This is a genomic window from Gemmobacter nectariphilus DSM 15620, from assembly GCF_000429765.1.
In the GTDB taxonomy this organism is placed as follows: domain Bacteria; phylum Pseudomonadota; class Alphaproteobacteria; order Rhodobacterales; family Rhodobacteraceae; genus Wagnerdoeblera; species Wagnerdoeblera nectariphila.
Genome location: NZ_AUCM01000003.1, coordinates 137369 through 163112, shown reverse-complemented (window position 1 = coordinate 163112; position 25744 = coordinate 137369). Strand labels below are relative to the sequence as shown.

22 protein-coding genes and 1 riboswitch are annotated in these 25744 nt (G+C 68.5%); of the genes, 9 read left to right on the top strand and 13 right to left on the bottom strand.

The genetic code is table 11. The features are described 5' to 3' along the window. Positions 1 to 55: 55 nt before the first annotated feature. The 6 genes from G481_RS22470 to G481_RS0100805 form a co-directional block, all read right to left on the bottom strand. Positions 56 to 718 (bottom strand): adenosylcobinamide amidohydrolase, encoded by a 663-nt coding sequence (locus G481_RS22470; protein ID WP_051294219.1) that lies wholly within the window; start codon positions 716 to 718, stop codon positions 56 to 58. Next, the gene (locus G481_RS0100825) at positions 715 to 1461 is read right to left on the bottom strand and encodes an ABC transporter ATP-binding protein (RefSeq protein ID WP_028028314.1); all 747 of its coding nucleotides are present in this window, start codon (positions 1459 to 1461) and stop codon (positions 715 to 717) included. Before G481_RS0100825 ends, G481_RS22470 begins: the two co-directional genes overlap by 4 nt. Next, positions 1458 to 2438 (bottom strand): FecCD family ABC transporter permease, encoded by a 981-nt coding sequence (locus tag G481_RS0100820; RefSeq protein ID WP_028028313.1) that lies wholly within the window; start codon positions 2436 to 2438, stop codon positions 1458 to 1460. The genes G481_RS0100825 and G481_RS0100820 overlap by 4 nt, the downstream gene beginning before the upstream one ends. Before the next feature lie 85 nt (positions 2439 to 2523). Then, entirely contained in the window at positions 2524 to 3264 is a 741-nt protein-coding gene (locus tag G481_RS0100815; RefSeq protein WP_425402449.1) for an ABC transporter substrate-binding protein, read from the bottom strand. Between the two features lie 175 nt (positions 3265 to 3439). After that, positions 3440 to 5305, bottom strand: a complete 1866-nt coding sequence (locus tag G481_RS0100810) for a TonB-dependent receptor plug domain-containing protein (RefSeq protein WP_028028311.1) — start codon at positions 5303 to 5305, stop codon at positions 3440 to 3442. Between the two features lie 132 nt (positions 5306 to 5437). Continuing rightward, positions 5438 to 5643, bottom strand: a riboswitch (cobalamin riboswitch). A gap of 360 nt (positions 5644 to 6003) precedes the next feature. Beyond that, positions 6004 to 6687 (bottom strand): ABC transporter ATP-binding protein, encoded by a 684-nt coding sequence (locus G481_RS0100805; RefSeq protein WP_028028310.1) that lies wholly within the window; start codon positions 6685 to 6687, stop codon positions 6004 to 6006. On the opposite strand from G481_RS0100805, the gene G481_RS0100800 reads away from it, so the two are divergent. The 6 genes from G481_RS0100800 (at position 6677) to G481_RS0100775 (ending at position 12662) form a co-directional block, all read left to right on the top strand. Next, a complete protein-coding gene (locus G481_RS0100800; protein ID WP_425402446.1) occupies positions 6677 to 7366 on the top strand; it encodes an arylesterase in 690 nt (229 codons plus the stop codon). The two genes, G481_RS0100805 and G481_RS0100800, sit on opposite strands and share 11 nt — an antisense overlap. A gap of 61 nt (positions 7367 to 7427) precedes the next feature. Continuing rightward, positions 7428 to 8852: an FAD-binding oxidoreductase gene (locus tag G481_RS0100795; protein ID WP_028028308.1), complete on the top strand. Its 1425-nt coding sequence runs from the start codon at positions 7428 to 7430 to the stop codon at positions 8850 to 8852. Beyond that, positions 8849 to 9880 (top strand): NADP-dependent oxidoreductase, encoded by a 1032-nt coding sequence (locus G481_RS0100790; protein ID WP_028028307.1) that lies wholly within the window; start codon positions 8849 to 8851, stop codon positions 9878 to 9880. The genes G481_RS0100795 and G481_RS0100790 overlap by 4 nt, the downstream gene beginning before the upstream one ends. Positions 9881 to 10075: 195 nt before the next feature. Next, positions 10076 to 10279 (top strand): SlyX family protein, encoded by a 204-nt coding sequence (locus G481_RS0100785; RefSeq protein ID WP_028028306.1) that lies wholly within the window; start codon positions 10076 to 10078, stop codon positions 10277 to 10279. 143 nt (positions 10280 to 10422) lie between these two features. Further along, a complete protein-coding gene (locus tag G481_RS0100780; protein ID WP_051294218.1) occupies positions 10423 to 11523 on the top strand; it encodes an AbrB family transcriptional regulator in 1101 nt (366 codons plus the stop codon). Then, entirely contained in the window at positions 11520 to 12662 is a 1143-nt protein-coding gene (locus G481_RS0100775) for a CaiB/BaiF CoA transferase family protein (protein WP_028028304.1), read from the top strand. Before G481_RS0100780 ends, G481_RS0100775 begins: the two co-directional genes overlap by 4 nt. Here G481_RS0100775 and G481_RS0100770 read toward each other — a convergent pair whose 3' ends face one another. Together G481_RS0100770 and G481_RS0100765 are read right to left on the bottom strand one after the other, a co-directional pair. Beyond that, on the bottom strand, positions 12663 to 13580 hold the full coding sequence (locus G481_RS0100770) for a ring-cleaving dioxygenase (protein ID WP_028028303.1): 918 nt from the start codon (positions 13578 to 13580) through the stop codon (positions 12663 to 12665). 219 nt (positions 13581 to 13799) lie between these two features. Next, entirely contained in the window at positions 13800 to 15284 is a 1485-nt protein-coding gene (locus G481_RS0100765; protein WP_028028302.1) for a VOC family protein, read from the bottom strand. A gap of 323 nt (positions 15285 to 15607) precedes the next feature. On the opposite strand from G481_RS0100765, the gene G481_RS0100760 reads away from it, so the two are divergent. Genes G481_RS0100760 through G481_RS0100750 form a run of 3 tightly spaced genes read left to right on the top strand, consistent with a single transcriptional unit; the run spans position 15608 to position 20764 of the window. After that, complete coding sequence (locus tag G481_RS0100760; RefSeq protein ID WP_245594901.1) at positions 15608 to 16249, top strand: TetR/AcrR family transcriptional regulator; 642 nt, start codon at positions 15608 to 15610, stop codon at positions 16247 to 16249. Further along, positions 16246 to 17448, top strand: coding sequence for an efflux RND transporter periplasmic adaptor subunit (locus tag G481_RS0100755; RefSeq protein ID WP_035024723.1), 1203 nt, complete (start codon positions 16246 to 16248; stop codon positions 17446 to 17448). Before G481_RS0100760 ends, G481_RS0100755 begins: the two co-directional genes overlap by 4 nt. Before the next feature lie 7 nt (positions 17449 to 17455). Beyond that, positions 17456 to 20764 carry an efflux RND transporter permease subunit gene (locus G481_RS0100750; protein ID WP_028028299.1) on the top strand — a complete coding sequence of 1103 codons (3309 nt, stop codon included), beginning with the start codon at positions 17456 to 17458 and terminating at the stop codon, positions 20762 to 20764. 323 nt (positions 20765 to 21087) lie between these two features. On the opposite strand, the gene G481_RS0100745 is transcribed toward G481_RS0100750, so the two are convergent. The 5 genes from G481_RS0100745 to hisS form a co-directional block, all read right to left on the bottom strand. Continuing rightward, entirely contained in the window at positions 21088 to 21324 is a 237-nt protein-coding gene (locus G481_RS0100745) for an acyl carrier protein (protein WP_028028298.1), read from the bottom strand. Positions 21325 to 21481: 157 nt separating this feature from the next. Continuing rightward, positions 21482 to 22222 (bottom strand): 3-oxoacyl-[acyl-carrier-protein] reductase, encoded by a 741-nt coding sequence (gene fabG, locus G481_RS0100740; protein WP_028028297.1) that lies wholly within the window; start codon positions 22220 to 22222, stop codon positions 21482 to 21484. Positions 22223 to 22377: 155 nt separating this feature from the next. Next, positions 22378 to 23088: an ATP phosphoribosyltransferase gene (gene hisG, locus G481_RS0100735; RefSeq protein WP_028028296.1), complete on the bottom strand. Its 711-nt coding sequence runs from the start codon at positions 23086 to 23088 to the stop codon at positions 22378 to 22380. Then, positions 23085 to 24188: an ATP phosphoribosyltransferase regulatory subunit gene (locus G481_RS0100730; protein WP_028028295.1), complete on the bottom strand. Its 1104-nt coding sequence runs from the start codon at positions 24186 to 24188 to the stop codon at positions 23085 to 23087. Before G481_RS0100730 ends, hisG begins: the two co-directional genes overlap by 4 nt. Before the next feature lie 4 nt (positions 24189 to 24192). Next, positions 24193 to 25677, bottom strand: a complete 1485-nt coding sequence (gene hisS, locus G481_RS0100725; RefSeq protein ID WP_028028294.1) for a histidine--tRNA ligase — start codon at positions 25675 to 25677, stop codon at positions 24193 to 24195. Positions 25678 to 25744 lie beyond the last annotated feature (67 nt).

The following is a 25744-nucleotide window of genomic DNA, read 5'->3' as shown; positions in this document are numbered from 1 at the left end:
GCGGCGCCTCGGCCGGGACAGCGGGCGGCGAGAACAACCTGCCCCGCCAGCAGCATCAAGCCCCTATCTCTCGCCGCTTCCGCTCATACCACGCCAGCCAGTCACCCACCGCAAGCCGCATTGCCTCCAGCGCGGCGGCGCCCACCGCCTCGCCCACGGCCGTGTGCAGCCCGGCATGGGGCACGCGGCCGGCATGGCAGGCCAGCACCACGCAATCCGTGCCGGTGCCGGTGGCCTGTCCGGTTGCCAGGTGCAGCCCTGCCCCGATCACGGCCGCGGTTCGCGCCTGGACCGCGATGCTCATCGCCTCCAGCTGGGCCGCCTCGGACAGGCCGCAGTCGACCGCGACGAACAGGTTGATCGTGCCATATTCGGCCGGATGCCAGGGCAGGCGCGCGCCCACCGCTTCGGCATTCGACAGGCCTACGGTAGCGATGGCATGGGCGGCGATCCCCTCGACCTCGGTCCGCCCTTCGCGCCAGCCGCCGATATCGCGCGAGGTCATCAGCCCGACCGCCCCCGGCGCGCGGTCCGCCATCTGGCCTGCGAACCAGCCAAGCGCGTCGAACTCGGGGGTCAGGTCGGCATTGCGCACCTCGCGCCACAGGACGCGATCGGACAGGGTCAGCCCGCCCCCCACCGGCGCCCAGCTGAGCATCCGCATCGGGCGTACCAGCCGGGCCTCAAGCCAGGGGCGATCCAGCGTGACGGCAATCATGGAAACACCGACAGCGGCATCAGCACCGGGCCGTCCGCCACCGCGCGATAGGCACGGATGCCAAAGGTGCCTGCCAGGGTCGCATCGTCCAGCACCGCCATCGGCGCTCCGTCGGCCACCACGCGGCCACGGTCCAGCACGACGATCCGCGTGCAATGCCGCGCCGCCAGCCCCAGGTCGTGGATCGAGGCGACAACGCCCCGCCCTTCGGCCGCCAGTGCCGCAAAGACCTGCATGGTGCGGATCTGTTGGGCCGGATCAAGGCCCGCCACAGGTTCATCGGCCAGCACCAGCGGGGTTTCCTGCGCCAGAACGCGGGCGATCAGGGCCCGCGCCAGCTCGCCCCCCGACAGCTCCTGGACGTTGCGGGTGCGCAGAGGCTCCATCCCCATCCGCGCCAGGGCCTGGGCAACCGCGGCGCGGTCCGCCGCCTGCATCCGCCCACCATGGGGCACCCGGCCAAGCGCGGCCAGCACCTCGACCGAGACCGGCCAGGCCACCTCGCGGGTCTGGGGCAGAAAGGCCGCATGGCGCGCCCGCTGTGCCGCCGGCATCCTGGCCAGCGACGACTGCCCGCCATGCTCGACCAGCCCCAGAGCCGCGCGCATCAGGGTTGTCTTGCCCGCGCCGTTCGGCCCGACCAGCCCGACGAACTCGCCGCCCGCCAGCGACAGGCTGGCGCGCTGCACCACCGGCACCCCGCCGCGCGCGACGGTCAGATCGCTCAGCTCCAGCAGGTTCATTCCAGCCCCCGGCGCATCCGAAAGATCAGGTGGAAAAAGAACGGCGCCCCGACGATCGCGGTCAGAACGCCCAGCTTCAGATCGCGGTCCGGGGCAATCACGCGGGTGGCGATGTCGGCCGCCAGCACCACCGCCGCCCCGCCAAGCGCCGAGACCGGCAGCAGCGCCGCAGGCCGCCCGCCGACCAGCGGGCGCAGCACATGCGGCACCACCAGCCCGACAAAGCCGACCGCCCCCGCCACCGCCGTCGCCGCCCCCACCAGCGCCGCCACCCCCAGCACGACCTGCGCCCGCAACCGGCGCAACGGAATGCCAAGCGCCGCCGCCGCATCCTCGCCCAGCGTCAGCGCATCCAGCCCCCGGCCAGTGCCCATCAGCAGCAAGACCCCGACCGCCATCACCGGCGCCGCCAGCCAGACATGCAGCATGGACCGATCCGCCAGCGACCCCATCAGCCAGAACACGATTTCCGCCACTGCAAAGGGGTTGGGCGACAGGCTGAGCACCAGCGAGGTCAGCGCCCCCGCCAGCGCCGACAGCGCCACCCCCGCCAGGATCAGCGTCAGCGCCCCGCCGCGCGGCCCGGCCAGCACGAACAGCAGCCCGACCGACAGCCCCGCCGCCAGCAGCGCCGCCAGCGGCAGCGCCGGGGCAAAGGCCGCCGCAAGGCCCGTCTGCAGCGCCAGCACCGCCCCCAGCGAGGCCGCCGGCGATACGCCGATCAGCCCCGGCTCGGCCAGCGGGTTGCGCAGATAGCCCTGCATCGCCGCGCCCGACAGCCCCAGCGCCGCCCCCACCATCAGCCCCAGCAAGGCGCGCGGCAGCCGGATCTCACGCATGACCAGCACGACCGCCTCGCCCTCGCCCGTCAGCAAGGCGCGCAGCTGGTCCGGCACGCCAACCGCCGCCGGCCCGATCAGCAACGAGGCCGCAAACAGCACCAAGACCAGACCCGACAAGGCGATCACCGTCTTCATGCTGCCGTCCTTTGCCCGCTCGGTGCCGCAAGCTGCCACTGGCGCGCGCACAGCCGGGCACCCCCCGGATACCTTGCCCAGGCGATCATGGGGCCAACTCCTTGCGGGCATCCGCCATCACCGCAACTGCCCGCAAGATCTGCGGAAGCCCGCAAATCCACTCGCCATCCGAAACCATCCGCGCCGCAGCCCGGCCCCGCAAGGCCTCCAATGCCGGATGGTGCAAGATCTCTTCGGATCGTGACGCGCCAGGATAGGGGGCCGAGGTCACGATCATCTCGGGCGCGGCCAGCACCAGCCGCTCCAGCGGCAAGGTGCCACCGCCCGTGACGCCCGCCTCTGCGCCGACATTGGCAAACCCGGCCACGGACAGGATGTCATCGGCCAGCGTGCCAGCGCCGGTCGTATAGCCATTGGGATAATACAGCGCCGCCCGCGCCGCCCGCCCGCCATGGGCGCGCAAGGCCTCCAGCCCCGCGTCGAACTGCGCAACAAGCGCCTCGGCCCGCGCCTCCTGTCCCAGCGCCGCCCCCACGGTGCGCAGATGCTCGGGCACATCGGCCAGCCGCCGCGCGGGGGGCAATTCCACCACCCGAACGCCCAGCCGACGCAACAGACCGACCGATGTGCGCGCGCTATAGGTGCTGGCCAGCACCAGATCGGGGCGCATCAGGAAAATCTGCTCGGCCCCGCCGCGATTGGCCGGATAGGCCGCCGCCTGATCCGCCATCACCGAGGCACGCGGATCGCTGACAATATGCGATACCGACACCAGCTGCCCCGGCTCGGCCAGCAACATGGCCAGCTGATCGGTGCACAGGTTCATCGACACCACCCTCTGCGGCGCCGCGACCGCGGCCGATGCCGCCAGCAGGGTCGCCACCAGCGCGGCCAAACCCCTTTGCCTTTTTGAAAATACCCCGGGGGAAGGCGCCGGTGCAACCGGCGCGCTGGGGGGCAGCGCCCCCCCGACCACGCGGATCACCCGGCGCCCCCGCATCTCAGAAGCGTGTCTTCAGGCCGACATAGACCGCCCGGCCCGAGGTGCCATAGCCCGGAACCGTCTGATAGGCCGTGTCGAGCAGGTTCTCGACCCGCAAGCTCAGATCCATCGTCGGGGTCAGCGCATAGCCAAGGGCCGCATTCACCACGGTGAAATCGGCCACATCCGTGCGCCCCGCCGAATGGCGCAGCGCCAGCGTGCCGCTCAGCCGGTCAGACAGCTTGGCATCCAGCGTCAGCCCCAGCGTGTGCCGCGGCACCCGTGCCAGCTGCGCGCCCGCCGGGGTGCGCGCATCGGTATAGGTATAGGCCAGCGCCAGATCGGCCCGCGCGCCAATCGCCGTGCGCCCCGACAGCTCAAGCCCGCGCCGTTTGGACCGCCCCGCAACATTTTCGTAAAGGTTGGTGAAACCGGCCGGCAAGGGGGTCGCACAGGCATTGGCCCACATGCCGCAATAGGTGATCGCATTGTCCACATCGATATGGAACAACGTCAGACCAAAGCGCGCGCCGCCGGCGAATTCATAATCGGCGCCAATCTCGAAGCTGCGGCTTTTCTCCGGGCTCAGCGCGGCATTCCCGGCAATCCCCCAGGTCGGATCGCCATGTTGCTCGTAAAGCGAGGGCGCCCGGAACCCGGTCGAGGCCGCGCCCCGCAGGACAAGGCCCGGCGCTGCCTGCCAGGCCAACGCGACACGCCCGCTGCCATGCCCGCCAAAGCGCGAATTATGGTCGCGCCGCAGGCTGGCCGAGATGTCCAGCGTCTCGACCGGCCGGAACAGGCCCTGCAGGAAAACCCCGGAAATCCGCGTGCTGCCCCCGCCCGGCAACGAGGCATTGACGGCGGTCTCCTTCATGCTGTCCGCGCCATAGACCAGCGTGAAGGCATTGGAAAATTCAGTAGTGCCCTGATAGCTGAACCCGGTGCGCGCCCCGACAAAGCTGCCGCTTGGCACCCCGGCGGCGAACTGATCGCGCGTCACGCGGTAGCGGGTCATATCGACCACATGGGTCGAATTGCCCACTGCCCATTCCCCGAAAAGCCGCGCGCCCCACTCGCGGCGCTTCTGGGAGTTCGCCGCATCGGCGCCCCAGCCATCATACTCGCTGTCAGTCGTCTGGCCAAAGGCCGAAACACCAAAGGCAAAGGTCTCGCTGACCGTGTAGCGGGTGCCGAACGACAGCCGCGTCGCTTCCATCCCGTCGGCTTCCAGCCCCGGGGTGCGCGGCAAGGTGTCATAGGCCGAAAATCCGTCGGTGCGCCGATGCGACAGGGTGAAAAAGCTCTCCACCTTGTCCGTCTTCCAGCCCAGCGCATAGCGCGCCGCGATGGTGCCACGGCTGCCGCCTTCGATCGCGGCCTCCTGGCTCAGACCGTCCTTCAGCGCCTTGCGACTGGTGATGTTGATCACCCCGCCCACCGCGGCGCTGCCCCACAGTGCCGATTGCGAGCCGCGCAGCACCTCGACCCGGCCGATATCGGCGGTCGACAGCGCGCCAAAATCGAACTCATTCGCGATCCCCGTGGGATCGTCCACCCGGATCCCGTCGATATAGACCGCGACATAGCGCGGCTCGGCCCCGCGGATGCGCAGGCTGGCGGTGGTGCCCGCCGGCCCCGACTGCACGACCCCCACACCCGGCAGGCGCGCCAGATAATCGGCCAGCTGGCTGTCACCAGCCTTTTCCAGATCCTCGGCCGTCACGACAGAGATCGACACCCCGGTGCGCGAGGCTTCCTCGGGGCTGCGGGTGGCGCTCAGGACGATCTCGTCCAGCAAGACGGTTTCGGCATTGGCGGCGCTGACCTGCACAAGGGGCGCTGCGGCAAGAAGGGCAATCAAGGAGGCGGCCTGACGATGCATGGCGGGCTGTCCTGTTCCGGTCGGGCCCATGGGCCCGGTTTGACGAGATGTCATTGGAAGGCACGCCCCCCGCCGACGGTGAGTGCGTCACCACGGGCGGGTTACCGCCTCCGCCCGCGCACCCCGCGCGTCGGAAAGGTGATCACCTCGGCAGGTCTCCTGGCTCGCGGGTCATCGCTCTGGCCAACCTTCCCGAAGCATTGCGCCCCAGTGGCATTCCTGGCCGTCGCTCACCGCCTACAGTTGCGGGGGCAGCCGCGGATTGGGCCAGATGGCCGGACCGCGTTCCCTTTTCATCCGCCGGAGAACCGGACGGAACCGAAGTGCGACCTGAATAGGCGAACCGCCCAAGGTGTCAAGGGCACGCGCGCGCGCCGCCTCGGCAAACCGGGGCAAAGGGAATGGGCTGCCCGTCTTTCGCCTTGATCCAAATATCCCGGGGGGAAAGGCGCGGAACGCGCCTTGGGGGGCTGGCCCCCCCTGCCCGGCCAAAACTAGCCGGACGCCGCGCATCTGGTGCATCTGGAGGCCGCGCGCGGCGGGGGGCCAGCCCCCCGAGGCACCGAATCGCCCCCCGAGACGCACTCGCCTGCCCCCCGGGATATTTGGATCAAGGCGAAAGACGGGCAGCGAAAGGCGAGGCACGCGCCGCTGCGCGATGGTCGGGGTCAGCTGTGTGGCGGGCGGGCAATCGCCGCTCAGGCGGGCACGGGATCGGCGATCCGTCCGTCGACCAGCCGCACCACACGATCGCAGCGGTCGGCCAGCTCGCGCGCATGGGTGACCAGAACCAGCGTCGCCCCGTGCCTGTCGCGCAGGCCGAACAGCAGGTCCATGATCGCCGCTCCGTTGACCCCGTCAAGATTGCCCGTCGGCTCGTCGGCCAGCAGGATGCGCGGGCGCACCACGGCCGCACGGGCCAGGGCCACGCGCTGTTGTTCGCCCCCCGACATCTGGGCCGGGTAATGCCCGGCCCGGCGGCCAAGGCCGACCGCGTCAAGTTCCGCCGCCGCGCGATCGAAGGCATCCGCGACACCGGCCAGTTCCAGCGGCACCGCGACGTTTTCCAGCGCCGTCATGGTGGGAATGAGGTGGAAGGACTGAAACACCACCCCCATATTGGCCATGCGGAACCGGGCAAGCCGGTCCTCGTCCATCGTTGTCAGGTCCTGGCCCAGCGCCAGAACCTGCCCCCCGGTGGCGCGTTCCAGCCCGCCCATCAGCATGAGGAGTGACGATTTGCCAGACCCGGACGGCCCGACCAGCCCCAATGTTTCACCTTGGCCGACATCCAGCGTGATGCCCTTGAGAATTTCCACCGGACCGGCATTGCCGTCCAGCACCAGCCGCGCATCCCGCAAGGAAAGCACCGTGTCGCCCATAAGCCCCATCCTGTCCGTTCTCCGTTCCGTCCGATATGGGGCGGCGCTGGTGGTTCTCAACCTCTCGCTGGCGTTTGGCGCGCCAGCTGTGGCCGATCCGCAGCGCCTTGTCGCCCTGGGCGACAGCCTGACGCAGGGTTATGGCCTGCCCGAAGGCGATGGGTTCGTGCCCCAGCTGGCCCGCTGGCTGGCAGATCAGGGCCGCGATGTGGTGATCAACAATGCCGGCGTTTCGGGCGATACCACGGCGGGCGGGCTGTCGCGGCTGGACTGGACGCTGGCGGAACCCGCCGATGCGATGATCGTCACGCTGGGCGGCAACGACGTGCTGCGCGGCCTTGATCCGGCGGTCAGCCGCGCCAATCTGGATGCGATTCTGGCAAAGGCTGGCGAGCGCCAGTTGCCGGTCCTGCTGGTCGCCATGGATGCGCCGGGCAATTATGGCCCCGACTATCGCCAGCAGTTCGACGCGATCTACCCCGAACTGGCCGCAACGCATGGGGTCTTGCTGGCGCCCAGCTTCCTGTCCCCCTTGCGCGAGGGGGGCGACGATGCCGCGACGATGCAGAAATACCTGCAAGCCGATGGCATCCACCCCAACCGCGAGGGCGTGGCCAGGATTGTCGCGACCCTTGGGCCCCGGGTGATCGAGCTGCTGGACCAGGCGCGCGGGCAGTAAGGCTCTGGCATCCGGCGGCCGGATCGGCAAGGATGCCGCCGTTCAGGAAACGGGGGACAGGATGCTCGACCGTCTGCGCGCCATTACCGGCGCAGGCAATGTGCTGACCGGCGAGGATGCCGCGCGCTATGGCCGCGACTGGACCGGCGCCTACAGCTGGTCGCCGCTGGCCGTGGTGCGCCCCGGATCGACGGCCGAGGTTGCCGCCGTCATGGCCACCGCCCACGAGGCGCGGGTGCCGGTGGTTCCGGTCGCCGGCAATACCGGCCTTGTGGGCGGCACCAAGGCGCCCGGCGCCCTGATGCTGTCGCTGGAACGCATGACCCGGATCCGCGCGCTGAAGCCCGAGGCGCGTATCGTGGTGGCCGAGGCCGGCGTCGTGCTGGCCCGCCTGCACGATGCGGCGGCCGAACAGGACCTGCTGTTCCCGCTGTGGTTCGGCGCGCGCGGATCGGCCATGCTGGGCGGCGCGCTGTCGACCAATGCCGGGGGGTCCAACGTGCTGCGCTATGGATCCACCCGCGGGCTGTGCCTGGGGCTGGAAGTGGTGCTGCCCGATGGCCGGGTGCTGAACCTGATGCAAGAGCTGCACAAGGACAATTCCGGCTATGCGCTGAAGGATCTGTTCATCGGCGCCGAAGGCACGCTGGGCATCATCACGGCGGCCACGATGAAGCTGGTCCCGGCCCCCCGCGCCCATGCCACGGCGACCCTGGCCGCCCCCTCGCTTGCGGCGGCGCTGTCGGTCCTGAACCGGCTGCAAGAGGTGACGGGCGGTCTGGTCGAGGCCTATGAGTTCATGCCCGGCGGTTACATGGACCGGCTGGCCACCATTCGCCCCGATCTGGGCCAGCCTTTCACCCCGCGCCACGAGGTGACCATTCTGGTCGAGCTGGGCGCCACCGCCCCGCGCGATACCGAGCCGCGCCCCGACGGGTCCATCCCGCTGGTCGATCTGCTGGAAGACACGCTGGCCAGCCTGATGGAGGACGGCCATGTCCTTGACGCCGTCGTTGCCCGGACCGAGGCACAGCGCGCCACCATGTGGGCCCGGCGCGAGGCGGCGGCGGAACTTGCGCTGACCCATGGGCCGGTGGTCGATACCGATGTCTGCGTGCCGCTGGACCGGGTGCAGGATTTCCTGACCCGCATGCCCGTGCGGCTGGCCGCGCTGGACCCCAATGCCACCGATCTGACCGTCGCGCATCTGGGCGATGGCAATCTGCACTATACCGTGTTCCCCTCGCAGGATGGGGCCGAGCTGATGGACGCGATCCGCGCGGCCATCGAGGATGTGGTCGCAGAACTGAACGGCAGCTTTTCGGCCGAGCACGGGATCGGGCTGTCCAAGCTGTCCTCGATGCGCCGGCGCAAGGATCCGCTGGCGCTGGAAATGATGCGGGCGATCAAGGCGGCCTTTGATCCCCTGAACCTGATGAACCCCGGCAAGATCTTGCCGGATGCGACCGAGGAGACGCGCGCATGACCCAGCAAACCCGCCAGATCGTCCTGGCCTCGCGGCCCGAGGCCGAACCAGGGCCGGAAAACTTCCGCATGGAACAGACCACCCTGCCTGCGCCTGGCCCCGGCGAGGTTCTGGTGCGGGTGATCTGGATGTCGCTCGACCCCTATATGCGCGGGCGGATGAGCGCGGCGAAATCCTATGTCCCGCCCATCGAGGTGGGCGCCCCGATGACTGCGGGCTGCGTGGCCGAGGTGATCGCCTCGGGCGATGCGGGGCTCAAGCCCGGCGATCTGGTCGAAGGGCGGATGGCCTGGGCCGAACATGCGCTGGTCCCCGTCTCCGAGGTCAAGCGCATCGACCCGGCGGCCGCGCCGCTGGCCGCCTGGCTGGGCGTGCTGGGCATGCCCGGCATGACGGCCTGGACCGGCCTTAACCGGATCGCACAGGCCAAGGCGGGGGAAACCATCGTCGTCTCGGCCGCGACCGGCGCGGTCGGCAGCCTTGCCGCCCAGCTGGCCCGGCGCAAGGGGATGCGGGTGATCGGCGTCGCAGGCGGGCCGGACAAATGCGCCCGCGCCGTGGCCGAATACGGCTGCCACGTCTGCCTTGATCACCGTGCGGCGCCCGATGCGCGCGCGCTTTCGGACCAGATCAGGGAAGCCGCGCCCGATGGCGTCGATGTCTATTTCGAGAATGTCGGCGGCAAGACGCTCGAGGCCGTGCTGCCCCGGATGAACATCCATGGCCGCATCGCCGTTTGCGGCACCATCGCCTGGTATTCGGGCGTCGACAATCCGCCGCCCCTGCCGCCCGTGTGGCGCACCATCCTGACCCGCCGCCTGCGGATCGAGGGGTTCATCGTCTTTGACCACTACGCCCATACCCCGGAATTCCTGGCCGAGGTGCAGCCCCTGGTCGCCGCCGGCGAGATCCGCTGGCGCGAGACCATCGCCGAAGGGCTGGACAACGCGCCCGCCGCCTTCATGGGGCTGCTGCAGGGCAAGAACGATGGCAAGCAACTGGTGCGCATCGGGGCCGATCCGGCCTGATCCTTTGCCGCCTCTGCCCCTTTGGCGCAAACCGGGGGGCAGGCCCGAACGCCGCGCCCTGCCGGGGCGCCCCCGGAGTGCCTGCGGCCTGTCCCGAAGGGATCCGGGGCATGACGAGCCGGGCATGACCGGATCGGGATTCACTTGGTGCCGGGGGCTGCCCCGGCGCTTCCGTCTTTGCCCAGGGGCCCCAGCATGCAAGACCGCCTGACCCAGCTTGAAATCCTTGTCGCCCACCTGACCCGCACAGTCGAGGATCTGTCCGACATCGTTGCCCGCCAATCGCGCGAGATCGACACGCTGAACCGGCGCGTCGGCCTGCTGATGGAACGCGAGGCCGAGCGCGAGGCCGAAGGCGGCGCGATCCCGCTGGCCGATCAGCGCCCGCCGCACTGGTAAGTCGCGCCCCCGCGTCCGGCACGGGCCGGGGCGCCCCCCTGCGCCCGACCTCCCGCCCGAGGCACCCCAGACCGGCGCCAGCGCACTGACAGCCCTTGCACTTCCTTGCGGTTGATGATGCTTTGCGCCCGAAAGGACCGCGCATGGCCGACTGGCGTTCTGGACTGATGCGGGGGCACCGGCTGCCCCCCGTGCTGGCGACCTTCGCGCTTGGCGCGGCAGGGGGGCTGGCAGGCTGGGCTGCGGGTCTTCCGCTGGGTGTGCTGCTGGGGGCGATGATCAGCGTGGCGCTGGCGGCAACCGCGCGGGTCCATCTGTTCGGCGCGCTGCCCGGTGTGCCGCCGCACTGGCGCTATGCGCTGATCCCGATCATTGGCGTGTCGATCGGGGGCAGCTTTCCGGCCGATTTCATCGCCCAGGCGCTGCACTGGTGGCCCACCATGCTGGCGGTGCTGGCCTTTGTGCCGCTGGCGCACTGGGCGTCCTATCACATCTACCGCCGCCTTGGCCGCATCGACCCGCCCACCGCCTTTTTCGCCGCCATGCCCGGCGGTTTCATCGAGGCGCTGGACATGGGCGAGAAACAGGGCGCCGAAATGCAGATGCTGGTGATGCTGCAATTCCTGCGGCTGATCCTGTGCATCGTGCTGGTCCCCATGAGCTTTTCGCTGGTCACCGGCCATGCCGTCGGCAGCGGATCGGGCGTCACCTTGCCCGGCGCGCGCCTGCCGCTGGGCTGGCACGACGGTCTGATCCTGCTGGGCGCCGGGGTCATCGGCTATCTTGGGGCACAACGGCTGAACTTTCCGGCCGCCGTCCTGTCGGGGCCGCTGCTGCTCTCGGCGCTGGCCCATGCCTCGGGGCTGACACAGGCGACGCCGCCCGCGTGGATGATCGTCGTCACGCAATGGGTGGTCGGCACCACGCTGGGCACCCGCTTTGCCGGGCTGGAGCTGCGCCGGCTGTGGCTGGCGATCCGCCTGTCCACGGTGGCGATTGCCGCCTCGATGCTGATCGCGATGGCCATTGCCATCGCACTGTCCGGCCCGGTCAAGGAACCGGCCTCGGCCGTCATCCTGGCCTTTGCCCCCGGCGGGATCAGCGAAATGGCGCTGGTCGCCATTTCGCTGCAGCTCTCGGCGGTCTATGTCACGCTGCACCATCTGGTGCGGATCGTCCTTGCCGTGCTGGTCGCCCGTGCCGGCCTGCGCTTTCTGCCCGCCCATGAAGGAGCCCCCCGATGAACGACGCCCCGCTCAAGGGACTGAAGGTGGTCGAGCTGGCCCGCATTCTGGCCGGGCCATGGATCGGGCAGACGCTGGCCGACCTTGGCGCGCAGGTCATCAAGGTCGAGGCGCCCGAGGGCGACGATACCCGCCGCTGGGGCCCGCCCTTCATTGACCGCCCGCGCGCCGATGGCACGACGGAAAAGGTTGCCGCCTATTTCCACGCCGCGAACCGGGGCAAGACCTCGGTCACCTGCGATTTCGGCAATCCCGACGACATGGCCCGGCTGACCGCGCTGATCGACGGCGCCGATGTGGTGATCGAGAATTTCAAGCTGGGCGGGCTGAAGAAATTCGGGCTGGATTATGAAACCCTGGCCGCGCGCAACCCCGGCCTTGTCTATGCCTCGGTCACCGGCTTTGGCCAGACCGGCCCGCGCGCCGCGCAGCCGGGCTATGACTTCATGGTGCAGGGCCTGACCGGCATCATGGACCTGACCGGCGAGCCGGATGGAGAGCCGCAAAAGGTGGGCGTCGCCTGGATCGACGTGTTCACAGGGCTTTACGGCGTGATCGCCGTGCAGGCCGCGCTGGCCGAGCGCGCGCGGTCCGGGCGCGGGCAGCATCTGGACCTGTCGCTGATGGATACCGGCGCCGCCGTCCTGGCCAATCAGGCGACCAACTATCTGCTGGGCGGCACGGTGCCGCACCGTCTGGGCAATGCGCATCCGAATATCGTGCCCTATCAGGTGTTTCCGGCCGCTGACGGCCATCTGATCATCGCCTGCGGCAATGACCGGCAGTTCACGGCCCTCTGCCGCGTTCTGGGGCTGGACTCGCTGTCCGCCGATCCCCGCTTTGCCAGCAACCCCGCCCGTGTTGCGCACCGGGCCGAGCTGGTGCCGCTGATGACCGCCGCCACCAGCGCCCGCCCCCGCACCGATCTGATCGCCGCGATGGAACGCGCGGGCGTCCCCGCCGGCCCGATCAACACCGTGGCCGAGGCACTGGACGATCCGCAGATCGCCGCCCGCGCGATGCGCATCGCCCCCGAGGGCATCCCCGGCCTGCGCACGCCGATCCGGTTTTCCCGCAGCCCGCTGGTGACGGAAAAGGCAGCCCCTGCCCTGGGCGAGGGCCGCTGGTCCTTTGACTGATCAGGCGATCGGCTTCAGACCTGCCTCGATCGTCGCGCGCTGCCGCTCAAGGAACGGCGGCAAGGACAGCGACTGGCCCAGGGCGTCCAACGGTTCATCGACCGTGAAGCCGGGGGTATCGCTGGCAATCTCGAACAAGGTGCCGCCCGGCTCGCGAAAATAGAGGCTGCGGAAATAATACCGATCCACCTCGCCCGAGCTGCGGATGCCATGCGCCGCGACCCGCTCGGCCCAATGCCGGATGCCGTCCGCATCGGGGGTGCGAAAGGCGACATGATGCACCCCGCCAGCGCCCTGCCGCGCCCGTGGCAGACCAGGTTGGACCGCAACATGCAACTCGGCCGCCGCGCCGCCCGGCCCCATGGCAAAGACATGCACCCGCGCGCCGTCCAGATCATAGGCCCGCTCTTCACGCATGTTCATCACACCTTCCAGCACCGCCCTGGTCGGCGCCAAATCGGGCACGGACATGGTGATCGGCCCAAGGCCGCGGATCTGATGCGCTGCCGGCACCGGGCTGCCGCCCCAGGGATGCGCCGGGCCACTGTCATCGGCCACCAGCCGCAAGCGCTGCCCCTCGGGGTCCTCGAAATCCAGCGAGGCGCGGCCATCCAGCAGCCGCACCTTGCCGCCCAGCCGGCCCGCCCAATAGTCCAGCGCATCGCCCGACACCCGCAGCCCTGTGCGGATCACCGACCGCCCGCCGCGGCGCTCGGGTCCGGCTGCCCCGTCGAAAAAGGTGATGTCGCTGCCAGGACTGGCCAGCCCGTCGGCATAGAACAGATGCCAGACCGAAGTGTCATCCTGATTGACGGTCTTTTTCACCAGCCGCAGGCCCAGCGTTTCGGTATAGAACCGCTTGTTGCCCCCGGCATTCGCGGTCACGGCGGTCAGATGGTGAATGCCTTGCAGGTCCATGATGGCCCCCTTTGCTTTCCCTGACCCCAATATGGCACCGCGATCGCAGCACACCAGCCGTCAGACCGGCCGAACACCCTGTTCAGACTCGCACAGCCAATCCTTTCGCCTTGAAGCAAATATCCTCGGGGGGAATTGGCCGGAACGGCCAAGGGGGGCAAACAGCCCCCCGCGCCATCCCCATACCGCGCACCGCCTGAATGATGCGGCATCCGCACCTTACAGCCAGCGGCGCGCCGCGGCCTCGTCCTCGGCGGTCAGCGCATGCCCTGCGGTCAGCGTCTGGACCGTCACATCAGCCCCAGCCGCCCGCAAGGCGGCCGCCAACGGCGGGGCATCGGCGACATGGGGATCGCGGGCGCCGGTCAGCATCAGCACCCGCGCACCGGCCAGATCGGCGGGGGGCGGCGTCTCCAGCGGTTGCACGGCGCGCAGCAAGACGGCCCGGCGCACGACGTCAGGACAGATCTGAAGGATCGCCGCCAACAGATTGGCACCATTGGAATATCCCAGAAACGCCATGCGCCCTGTCTCCAGCCCATAGCTGACCTGCGCGCCCCGGATAAAGGCGGCAAAAGCCTCGGCCTCGGCCCCGATGTCGGCTTGATCGTAGCGGGTCGGCCCCATGCGGCGGAACCAGCGGTTCACGCCTTCCTCGGTTGACCGGCCCCGCACCCCCAGCAAGGTCGCGCGCGGCGCGATGCGATGGGCCAGCGGCATCAGGTCGGCCTCGTTCCCGCCCGAGCCATGCAGCAAAACCAGCGTCGAGCCATCCGGGTCGGCCGGACGATAGAAGCGGTGGACAAAGGGCAGATCGCGCATCGCAAACCGCTCTTCGCCAGGCAGGGCGAACTGGGGCAGCAGCACCCGCAGATCCTCGGCCCGTGCAGCATCGCCCGGCGGCACCATCAGCACCCGGCCCAGCCGGTCCGGCGCCTCGTCCACCGCCATGCCGGGGCCATCGGTGGCATATTCGATCAGCGTATCCCCAGGCTCGCGCACATAAAGCGACAGGAAATACATGCGGTCATGCACATGGGTCGGGCCGTAATCGGCCAGCGCCAGCCGCATTGCCTGCACCGCCGCCACATCGGGGGCACGAAAGGCGACATGATCGGCCACCCCCGCCCCGGGGATCGAGCGCACAAAGCCCGAAGCCGCGCGCAGATCCACCACATCGGTCTCGGACACCAGCCGCTGCACCGCGCCCGACACCGGACCGGGGCGATAGCCGAAACGGGCCAGAAAGCGTGCCGAATCCTCGGCCATGTCGGTCAGCAGGGTGACACCGCGAAGCCGCGGAAAGGTCCCGCCGCTGACACCGACCAGCTTGACGATCATCCCGTCAGGATCCTTCAGCCGCAGCACCGGCTCGCCAAATTCGCGCACCGGCCCTTCGACAGGCACGCGGGCGGAAAGCGCGCGGGTCAGCCAGTCGCCGATACTGTCCATCGGCACCGCCAGCGCAAGTTCCGCAACCTGCCCCAACCCCGTGCGCCCGCGCCCGCCCGATTGCCAGACCAGAAAGCTGACCAGCGATCCGGGGCTACCCGCCTTGTCGCCATAGAACAGGTGCAGCTGTTCGGCATCTTCATAGCCCCCCGTCTGCTTGACCAGATCAAGGCCCAGGAAGCCGACATAGAAATCGACATTGGCCTGCACATCGGCGGTGATGCCGGTCACATGATGAATGCCGGTGGTCATCGGGGCTCCTTGTCTGTCGGGCGTCCGGGCCGGATGGGCAACCGGGACAGCTGCGATGCCAGACCGGCCTTTGTCGGCGGTCGGGCCATCAGGATATGGCGCCTTGATGGCCACATCGCAACGGACAGATGGGGAGTTGCGCGCGATGACCCCGGTGATGACCGCACGGCAAGGCTTGAGCGCGGGCGCCTGAATTTGCAGCACAATGGTCAGCATTCCTGACCCTGATCCACTTTCCTGCCCCGCCCCCCTTGACGGCGCACGGCTTCGGCGCCATCTGCGCGTGAATGAACGTTCACTCCCGCCGAGATCGACCATTGCCCATGATGTCCTTGTCCGCGCCTGCACCGATTGACCATGCCCCCCGCCCGCGCGAGGCCGAGATCCTTGAAGCCGTGCGGCATGTCTTTGCCGAAAAGGGCTTTGACGGGGCCTCGATGCAGGATCTGGCCCGTGCCGCGGGCATGAGCGTCGGGAACTTCTACCGCTATTTCCCGTCCAAGGCCGCGATGGTCGAGGAGATGATCCGCCACAACCTGCGCGATGCGGAATCGCAGTTTGCCCGTGTCGTCACCGCCCCCGATCCGATCGCGGCGCTGCGGGTGGGGCTTGCCATGCGGGTCAATGCCGCGTCGCAATTTTGCAAGGATGCGCCGCTGCGGGCAGAAATCACCGCGGCTGCGCTGCGCAAACCTGAACTGGCGGCGGTTGTCGGGCGTATAGAGCTTGAAATCACCACCTATCTGGTGCGCGCCTTTGCCATCGCCACGGAACTGGACCTTGAAGATGCCTGGGCACGCTTTGCCTCTCATGCCCGTCTGATCGTGATGCTGATCAAGGGAAGCAGCACGCGCCTGCATGTGCATGATGCCGATGGCGAGGCGCTGACACAGCTGATCTTGCGCCAGATCAATTCCTTGCTAGACGAAGTTGCTGCCGCCTGCCCGGAGAAAGCCAGAAAATGACCTTCCGCCCCGTAACCCGTTCGCTTCTCGTTCTGGCCCTGGCAGGTGCCGCCGGACTATCCCCGGCCGCAACCCTGGCCGAAACCGCCACTGCGGCCACGCCCGAGGCAGCGCCTGCCCCGGTGCTGCCCGCGATCACGGTATCCCCGGTCAAGGTGGCCCAGCTGTCCGACCGCATCTTTGCCGGCGGTCTGGTGCAGGCGCTGGAAACCGTGCAGGTCGCCCCGCTGATCGAAGGCCAGCCCATTCAGGAGCTGCTGGCCGAGATCGGGGACAAGGTGGCCGAGGGCCAGGTTCTGGCCCGCCTGTCCAAGACCACACTGGAGCTCAGCCGCAGCCAGCTGCGCGCCTCGGTCGCCGCTGCCCGCGCCACTGTCGCCCAGGCCGAGGCCCAGGTCGTCGAGGCCGAGGCCGCCGCCGCCGAGGCGCAGCGCGTGGCCGACCGCGCCCGGTCGCTGCGCGATAGCGGCATCGCTGCGCAGGCCTCGCTGGATCAGGCGCAGACCAGTGCGCTGGCCGCCACCGCCCGCGTCACCGTCGCACGCCAGTCATTGGAGGCCGCGCGCGCCCAGACCACCAGCGTCGAGGCGCAGCTTGCCAATGTCGAGCTCAACCTGACCCGCACCGACGTGGTCGCCCCGGTCGCAGGCGAAGTGGTGGCCCGCAACGCGCAGGTCGGGTCCATCGCCTCGGCGGCCGGGCAGCCGATGTTCACCCTGATGCGCGATGGCGCGCTGGAGCTGCGCGTGGAACTGGCCGAGCGCGATCTGATCCGCGTGGCAGCGGGCCAAAGCGCAACGCTGCGCATTGCCGGCAGCCCGCGCACCATCGCAGGCACCGTGCGCCTGGTCGAGCCGACGGTCGACAAGACCAGCCGCCTGGGCCATGCCCGCATCCGGCTGGACGAGCCCGGCGTTCTGATCGCCGGCATGTTCGCCGATGCCGAAATCCTGGTGACTCAACACATGAGCCTTTCGGTCCCCGTCACCGCCGTCAGCACCGGCACCGATGGCACGACCGTGATGCGCGTCGATGCCCAAGGCCGGGTCAGCCGCACCCAGGTGGAAACCGGCATCCGCGATTCCGGGCTGGTCGAGATCGTCTCGGGCCTGTCGGACGGGGATCGGGTCGTGACCAAGGCAGGCGCCTTCGTGCGCGATGGCGACCGGGTGAACCCGGTTCTGGCCGAAACCAATTGAGGGTGCAATGAACTTTTCCGCCTGGGCCATCCGTAACCCTGTCGCGCCGATCCTGGCGTTCTTCATCCTGCTGCTGCTGGGGTGGAATTCGTTCAACACCCTGCCGATCACGCGGTTTCCCAATATCGACGTGCCGCTGGTCTCGGTATCGATGCGCCAGACCGGCGCCGCACCGGCCGAGCTGGAAAGCCAGATCACCAAGGAAATCGAGGATGCCGTTGCCGGTATCTCGGGGGTGAAGAACATCTTCTCCAAGGTGCAGGACGGGGTGTCGACCACCTCGATCGAATACCGGATCGAGGTCCCGACCGACAAGGCCGTGCAGGACACCAAGGATGCCATCGACCGCATCCGCGGCAACCTGCCCGCCAGCGCCGAAGACCCGATCGTCGCGCGCATCGACGTCGAGGGCGCGCCGATCCAGTCCTTTGCCGTCTCGGCCCCCGACATGACCATCGAGGAACTCAGCTGGTTCGTCGAGGATACGGTCAAGCGCGCCTTGCAAGGCCAGCCCGGCGTTGGCCGGATCGACCGTTACGGCGGCGCCGACCGCGAAATCCGCATCGAGCTGGACCCGGTCAAGCTGGACAGCTGGGGCGTGACGGCCCAGGCGGTCAGCAACCAGTTGCGGCTGACCAACACCAACCTTGGCGCCGGCCGTGCCGAGGTGGGGGTCAGCGAACAGGCGATCCGCACCCTTGGCAATGCCGATACGGTGGAGCGCCTGTCGCAGACCATGATCCCGCTGGGCGGCGGGCGTTTCGTGCGCCTGTCGGAACTGGGCGAGATCAAGGACACGTTCGAGGAGCTGCGCAGCTTCTCGCGCTTCAATGGCGATCAGGTGGTGACCTTTGCCATCTACCGGGCCAAGGGCGCCTCGGAGGTTTCGGTTGCCGAGGTGGTGGCCAAACAGCTGGACATGCTGCGCGCGGCGCACCCGGATGTGTCGATCACGCTGGTCGATGACACGGTGTTCTACACCTATGGCAACTACGAAAGCGCACTGCACACGCTGATCGAGGGCGCGGCACTGGCGGTGCTGGTGGTCTTTGCCTTCCTGCGCAACTGGCGTGCCACGCTGATCGCGGCGGCCGCGCTGCCACTGTCGGCCATCCCGACCTTCTGGGTGATGGACCTGCTGGGCTTCTCGCTGAACCTGGTGTCGTTCCTGGCAATCACGCTGGCGACGGGGATTCTGGTCGACGATGCCATCGTGGAAATCGAGAATATCGCCCGACACATCCGCATGGGCAAATCGCCCTTCCGTGCCTCGATCGAGGCGGCGGATGAAATCGGGCTGGCGGTGATCGCGACCACCTTCACCATCATCGCGGTCTTTGCGCCGGTCAGCTTCATGCCTGGCATTCCGGGGCAGTATTTCCGGCAGTTCGGCCTGACGGTGGCGATCTCGGTGTTCTTCTCGCTTTTGGTGGCGCGGCTGATCACCCCGATGATGGCCGCCTATCTGATGCGCGACAAGGACGCCGCCCATGACGACGGCCACAAGGACGGCCCCTTCATGCGCGGCTATCTGTGGTTCGTGCGCCGCTCGACCACGGGCAGCTTCCTGTGGATTCCGGCCCGCTATCTGACGCTGGCAACCGGCATTCTGGTGCTGATCATCTCGGTCCACTTCATGCTCAAGGTGCCGGGCGCCTTCATGCCGCCCGAAGATGTCAGCCGCATCTCGGTCAGCGTCGAGCTGCCACCCGGCACCACGCTCGAGGAAACCGACCGAACCACCTCGGCCATGGTCGCGGCCATCGAGGATGTCGAGGGGATCGAGAACATCTATGTCCTGGGCGGCGCCTCGCCCAAGGGGGACATGGACGTGCGCCGCGCGGCGATCACCGTCGTTCTGGAAAAGCTGGACCACCGGCTGTCCTATCGGCTGGCCACCGTGGCGGGAAAACTGCCGCTGGTCGGGCCGATGGTTCCCAGGATGGAAAGCCACGGCCGCACCCGCCCGCAAAACGTGATCGAGGCCGAGATCTTTGCCCGCCTTGCCGCCATCCCCGATTCCCGCGCGGTCAAGCTGAACGACCGGGGCGAGCGTGACATTTCCTATTCCGTCCTGTCGCAAAGCGAGGCCGACCTCAACGAGGCCGTGCGCCGGCTGGAAGAGGCCCTGTCGGGCGAGCCGCTCCTGGCCAATGTCTCGTCCGAAGGCGCGCTGCCGCGGCCCGAGCTTCAGATCACCCCGCGTCTTGACGAGGCTGCGCGGCTCGGGATCAGCACCGCCGCGATTGCCGAGGCCGTGCGCGTCGCCACCATCGGTGATCAGGATGCGGCGCTGGCGAAACTGTCGATCGACAATCGCCAGGTGCCGATCCGCGTGCGGCTGAATGATGCCGCGCGGTCGGATCTGGCCCGGATCGGCGCGCTGCGGGTGTCGAACGGCGCGGGCGTATCGGTGCCGCTGTCGGCGGTGGCCGATATCCGCATCTCGCAAGGGCCGGCATTGATCGACCGCCTGAACCGCGAACGCCGCGCGGTGATTGGCGCCAACCTGCCCGTGGGCGTCGCGCTTGGCACGGCCACGGACCGGATGAAAGAGATCATGGCCTCGGTCGAGCTGCCGCCCTCGGTGCGCGTCAAGGAGGCGGGCGACGCCGAGGTGCAGGCCGAGCTGATGGTCAGCTTCACCAATTCCATGGTGATGGGCCTGCTGTTCGTCCTGTCGGTGCTGATCTTGCTGTTCAAGTCGGTGATCCAGCCCTTCACCATCCTGCTCTCGCTGCCGCTGGCCATTGGCGGGGTTGCGGCGGCGCTGATCCTGACCAGTTCGGCCCTGTCCATGCCGGTGCTGATCGGGATGTTGATGCTGATGGGGATCGTGACCAAGAACGCCATCCTGCTGATCGACTTTGCCATCGAGATGCGCGTTCAGGGCCTCGAGCGGATGAAGGCCGTGATCGAGGCCGGCCACAAGCGCGCCCAGCCGATCGTGATGACCTCGATCGCGATGTCGGCGGGGATGCTGCCCTCGGCGCTTGGCGTGGGCGAAGGCGGGGCCTTCCGCGCGCCGATGGCAACCGCGGTGATCGGCGGGATCATCGTCTCGACCGTGCTCAGCCTTGTGGTGGTGCCGGCCTTCTATCTGATCATGGACGATCTGTCGCGCCTGATCGGCCGGCTGTTCCGCGGCGTCGTCGGCACCAAGGAAGACGAGCTTCCGGCGCTGCCCCCCGAGGAACTGACCCGCCGCCTGACAGAGGCCGAGGCCGAGCGCGAAAGCCTTGCCGCGCGGCTTGACCGGCTGGAGCTGACCTTGCGCCCACCGCCGCGCAAGGGGCTGAGCGAAGCCGCAGAGTGATCCGCAGACTGGGCAACATGGGGGCGGCGGTGGCAACACCCCGCCCCTTTTCGCATCCCCCGCCACCTGATATGGCGCGCCAGAACCGCAAGCCCCGTGCCTTGTCCCGCACACCCCATCAGGCAGGCAGCACGCCCGCCCCGGCGGCTGCCGACGCGGCCTTTCATCTGTCCTGAAATATCCTCGGGGGTGAATGCGCGCCTTGGCGCGCAGAGGGGGCAGAAAGCCCCCTGCCCGGCCAGCCCCAGACCGCCCCAGATGGGCGCAAAACAAAAGGCGCCCCAAGGGGGCGCCCTGTCAGGCCATGCGGGCCCGGATCGGCCTCAGGCCGAGGCTTCGGTGATGAACTTCACCGCGTCGCCGAAGGTCTGGATGGTCTCGGCAGCATCATCCGGGATCTCGATCCCGAATTCTTCTTCGAAAGCCATCACGAGTTCGACCGTGTCGAGGCTGTCAGCGCCCAGATCGTCGATGAACGAGGCATTCTCCAGCACCTTGTCTTCTTCGACGCCCAGGTGCTCGACAACGATCTTCTTCACGCGGTCCGCGATGTCGCTCATGGTTCTTCCTTTCTAGGGCGGGGCTTTCAGTCCCGCAGTCTGTCCCATATCGTCCGCAGGGCCGGTGTTTTCAACTCTTCGGAGTCACCTGCGATCCGGCAGGGCTATAGCATGTTCGAAGGGCGCCGCAAACTGTTTCCGCCGCCCTGCGGCATGGTTACACCATCGCCATGCCGCCGTTCACATGAAGTGTCGCGCCTGTAACATAGGCCGCTTCCGGGCTGGCCAGATAGAGCACGGCAGCGGCGATTTCCCGCGCATCGCCCATGCGGCCGGCCGGGATCTGCTGCAAGATCCGGCCCTTTTGCTCGTCGTTCAGCTTGTCGGTCATGGCGGTGGCGATAAAGCCCGGTGCCACGCAGTTGACGGTGATCCCGCGGCTGGCAACCTCTTGGGCGAGCGACTTGGACATGCCGATGATGCCAGCCTTGGACGCAGCGTAATTGCCCTGGCCGGGGTTGCCGGTCACACCGACGATCGAGGTGACCGACACGATGCGGCCCCAGCGCGCCTTCATCATGCCGCGCAGGCAGCCGCGCATCAGGCGGAAGCTGGCGGTCAGGTTGACGTCCAGCACCGATTGCCATTCGTCATCCGACATCCGCATGAACAGGTTGTCGCGGGTGATCCCGGCATTGTTGACCAGAATGTCGACGCGCCCGCCCATCAATTCGGCCGCCGCCTTGGGCAGTTCCTCGACCGAGGCACTGTCCGACAGGTTGCAGGTGGCATAATGCGCCCGCTCGCCCAGCTCTTCCTTGAGCGCGACCAGAGGGTCGATGCGGGTGCCTGAAAGCGTCACCGTGGCACCCGCGGCGTGCAGGGCGCGGGCCACCTCGGCGCCGATGCCGCCCGAGGCGCCGGTGATCAGCGCGGTCTTGCCGGTAAGGTCGAACATGGGATCCTCCGTGAGGGTTTTGACTGTGTTAGCCTGCCGGGCGCCTTCGCTCAACCGCCCGTGCAGGTTGGAGGGGGAGACGGGGGGCCGTCTGCCCCCCTCTTGGCCCAAGGGCCAATTCACCCCCCGAGGATATTTGGATCAAGGCGAAAGGATCAGGGCAGTGACGGGGTGGTCAGGCCCAGCCGGGCGGTCAGGGCCGACAGGATGGTGCGGTTAGCCGGCGACCAGTCGGCCGCGCGGGCGGCGAACAGTTCGGCCTGGCTGCGCAAGATCAGCCCGTCGGACAGGATTTTCAGGTGGTTGGCGCGCAGCGTCTCGCCCGAGGAGGTGATATCGGCGATCGCCTCGGCGGTGAGGTTCCTGACCGTGCCTTCGGTGGCGCCCTGACTGTCGACAAGGCTGTATTCGGCAACCCCGGCCTCGCGCAGGAAGTCGCGCACGAGGCGGTGGTATTTGGTGGCAATGCGCAGGCGCTGGCCGTGGCGGGCGCGGAACTGGGCCGCGACCGCATCGAGATCGTCCAGCGTGTCGACGTCGATCCAGCAGTTCGGAACGGCGATGATCAGATCGGCAAAGCCAAAGCCCAGCGGCGCGACCTCGGCCACCTGTTCGGGCCAGTCGGCCAGTTTCTCGCGGATGAGATCCGTGCCGGTCACGCCAAGGTGGATGCGCCCCGCCGCCAGTTCGCGCGGGATTTCGCCGGCCGAGAGCAGCACCAGCTGCACGCCATCGACACCGTCGACCCGGCCGGAATATTCCCGCTCGTCGCCCGAGCGGCTCATGGTGACGCCGCGGGCGCCGAACCAGTCGAAGGTCTTTTCCATCAGCCGCCCCTTGGACGGCACGCCGATCTTGAGGCTCATGCGCGGGCCTCCTTGAGGGTGGCGACGACGCCGGGGCGGATGATGCCGCCGACCGCCGGGATTTCCCGCCCCTGCCCCAGCACCCGCGTCAGCGCGTCATAGCGCCCGCCGGTTGCGACCGGGGGCAGGCCGGGGCGGTCGGAATGGAAGGAAAAGACGAAGCCGTCGTAATATTCCAGCAGGCTGCGGCCGTGGTTCGGTTCAAACGTCACCTGGCTGAGCCAGACGCCCGCGCGTTCCAGCGCCTCGAGCCGCTGGGCCAGACGTTCGACCGCCGGGCGGATCGCCGGCATGTCGACGCCCAGATCCATCAGCCGCTCCAGCGCCTCAGGGGCGGGGGCGGACAGACGCAGCAGGTCGTCGATCAGATCGGCCTCGCGCGCGGGGATCGCCGGGGCGGCGGCATCTTCCAGCAAGGCGGCGGCGCGTTCGGCAATCTCCCAAGGCTCGCGCAGGCCGATCTGGGGCCCGGCGGCCGCCATCAGATCGGCGGGCGTGCCGGTGGCGAGCTTTTCCAGCAGCTTGATGCGCGCCGCCGGCGCCGGAGTGCAGCCCGAATAGCGGTCAAGCAGCGCGCGAAAACGGCGCGGGCGCCAGATATGGCGCATCAGCGCGGCCTTGCGCCGCGGGGTGGCGGTCAGCCCCTCGACCGCTGCCATCAAAAGGCCGATGTCGCCCATTGCCGTCCGAAGGCGCAGGGGGGCCAGCAGATCGTCGAACAGGGCAAAGACCTCGGCCTCGACGGTCTCGGGGGCCTCGCGGGCAAAGACCTCGTAGCCGACCTGCAGATATTCGCTGGCGCGGGGGCCCGCGTGATCCTGGCGGCGGAACACCTCGCCCATATAGCAATAGCGGGCAGGATCGGCGCCATGGGCCATGTGCATCTGCACCACCGGCACGGTGAAATCCGGGCGCAGCATCATCTCGCCGCGCAGAGGATCCCAGGTGACATAGGCGCGGCCGCGAATATCCTCGCCGTAAAGGTCCAGCAAGGTATCGGCGGGCTGCAGGATGTCGGCCTCTATCGGCTGCGCGCCAGCCTCCTGAAAGGCGGCGAACAGGCGCGCGGCCTCGGCGCGGGCGGCGGGGCTGATGGGCATGGGATCAGCCTTCCAGCATCTGGCGCACGGCCTGCACCAGATCGGCGCGCGGAATTTCCACCTGCGCGGGGCGGTCTTTCCATTCTTCCAGCGTGGCGGACTGGGCGATCTTGGCACCCAGCACCAGATCCTTCAGCACGACGACCCCGCGCCCGGCCTCGTCCGTGCCCTGGATGACGGCGACGGGGCTTTGCCGTTTGTCGGCGTATTTCAGCTGGTTGCCGAATTGCTTGGGGTTGCCGAGGTAAACCTCGGCCCGGATCCCGGCGTTGCGCAGATCGGCGGCCATGGCGAAATAGTCGGCCATGCGGTCGCGGTCCATCACGGTGACGACGACCGGACCGGGCGCTTCCGCGCCGACGCGACCCTTGGCGCGCAGGGCGGCCAGCAGGCGATCGACCCCGATGGAGACGCCGGTGGCCGGCACGGCCTGCCCGGTAAAGCGCTTGACCAGATCGTCATAGCGCCCGCCCCCGGCCACCGAGCCGAACTGGCGTTTGTTACCCTTGTCGTCCAGGATTTCAAAGGTCAGCTCGGCCTCGAACACAGGGCCGGTGTAATAGCCAAGGCCGCGCACGACCGAGGGGTCCACCTCGATCCGGTCGGGGCCAAAACCCTGGGCGGACAGCAGCGCGGCGATGGTGTCCAGCTCTTGCACGCCTTCAAGCCCGACAGCCGAGCCACCGACCAGATCGCGCAGCGCCGCCAGCGTCGCAGCGCCGTCAGTGCGCTTGGCGGCCATGAAGGCCATCACCACTTCGGCCTGATCGGCCGACAGCCCGGCCCCCTTGGTGTAATCACCCGACTCGTCCTTGCGCCCCTCGCCCAGCAGGGCGCGCACGCCCGCATCGCCCAGACGGTCGATCTTGTCGATGGCGCGCAGCACGATGCCGCGTTCATGCGCGAACCTGGCGGGATCGGCCGGGTCCAGAACGCCTGCCGCCTCCATCACGCCGTTCAGAACCTTGCGGTTGTTGACGCGGATCAGATAGTCGCCGCGCGGGATGCCGACGCGCTCCAGCGCATTGGCCAGCATGGCGCAGATCTCGGCATCCGCCGCGACCGAAGGGGCGCCGACCGTATCGGCATCGCATTGATAGAACTGGCGAAACCGCCCCGGCCCCGGCTTTTCGTTGCGCCAGACCGGGCCCATGGCATAGCGCCGGTAGGGCGTGGGCAGATCGTTGCGATACTGCGCCGCGACCCGCGCAAGCGGCGCCGTCAGGTCATAGCGCAGCGCCAGCCAGTCGCTGTCTTCCTGCCAGGCGAACACGCCCTCGTTCGGGCGGTCGACATCGGGCAGGAACTTGCCCAAAGCCTCGACGGTTTCCACGCCCGAGGTTTCCAGCGCCTCGAACCCATGCAGCTGATAGACCTCGGCGATGGCATCAAGCATCGCCTTGCGTTCGGTCACTTCGGCGCCGAAATAGTCGCGAAACCCCTTGGGGGTCTCGGCGCGGGGGCGGCGGGGGGCCTTTTCCTTGGACATGGGGCCTCGCTGGGGCATGTTTTGTTGCTGCGGGCTTAACGGATGGGGCGCCGGGGGGCAAGCGGGG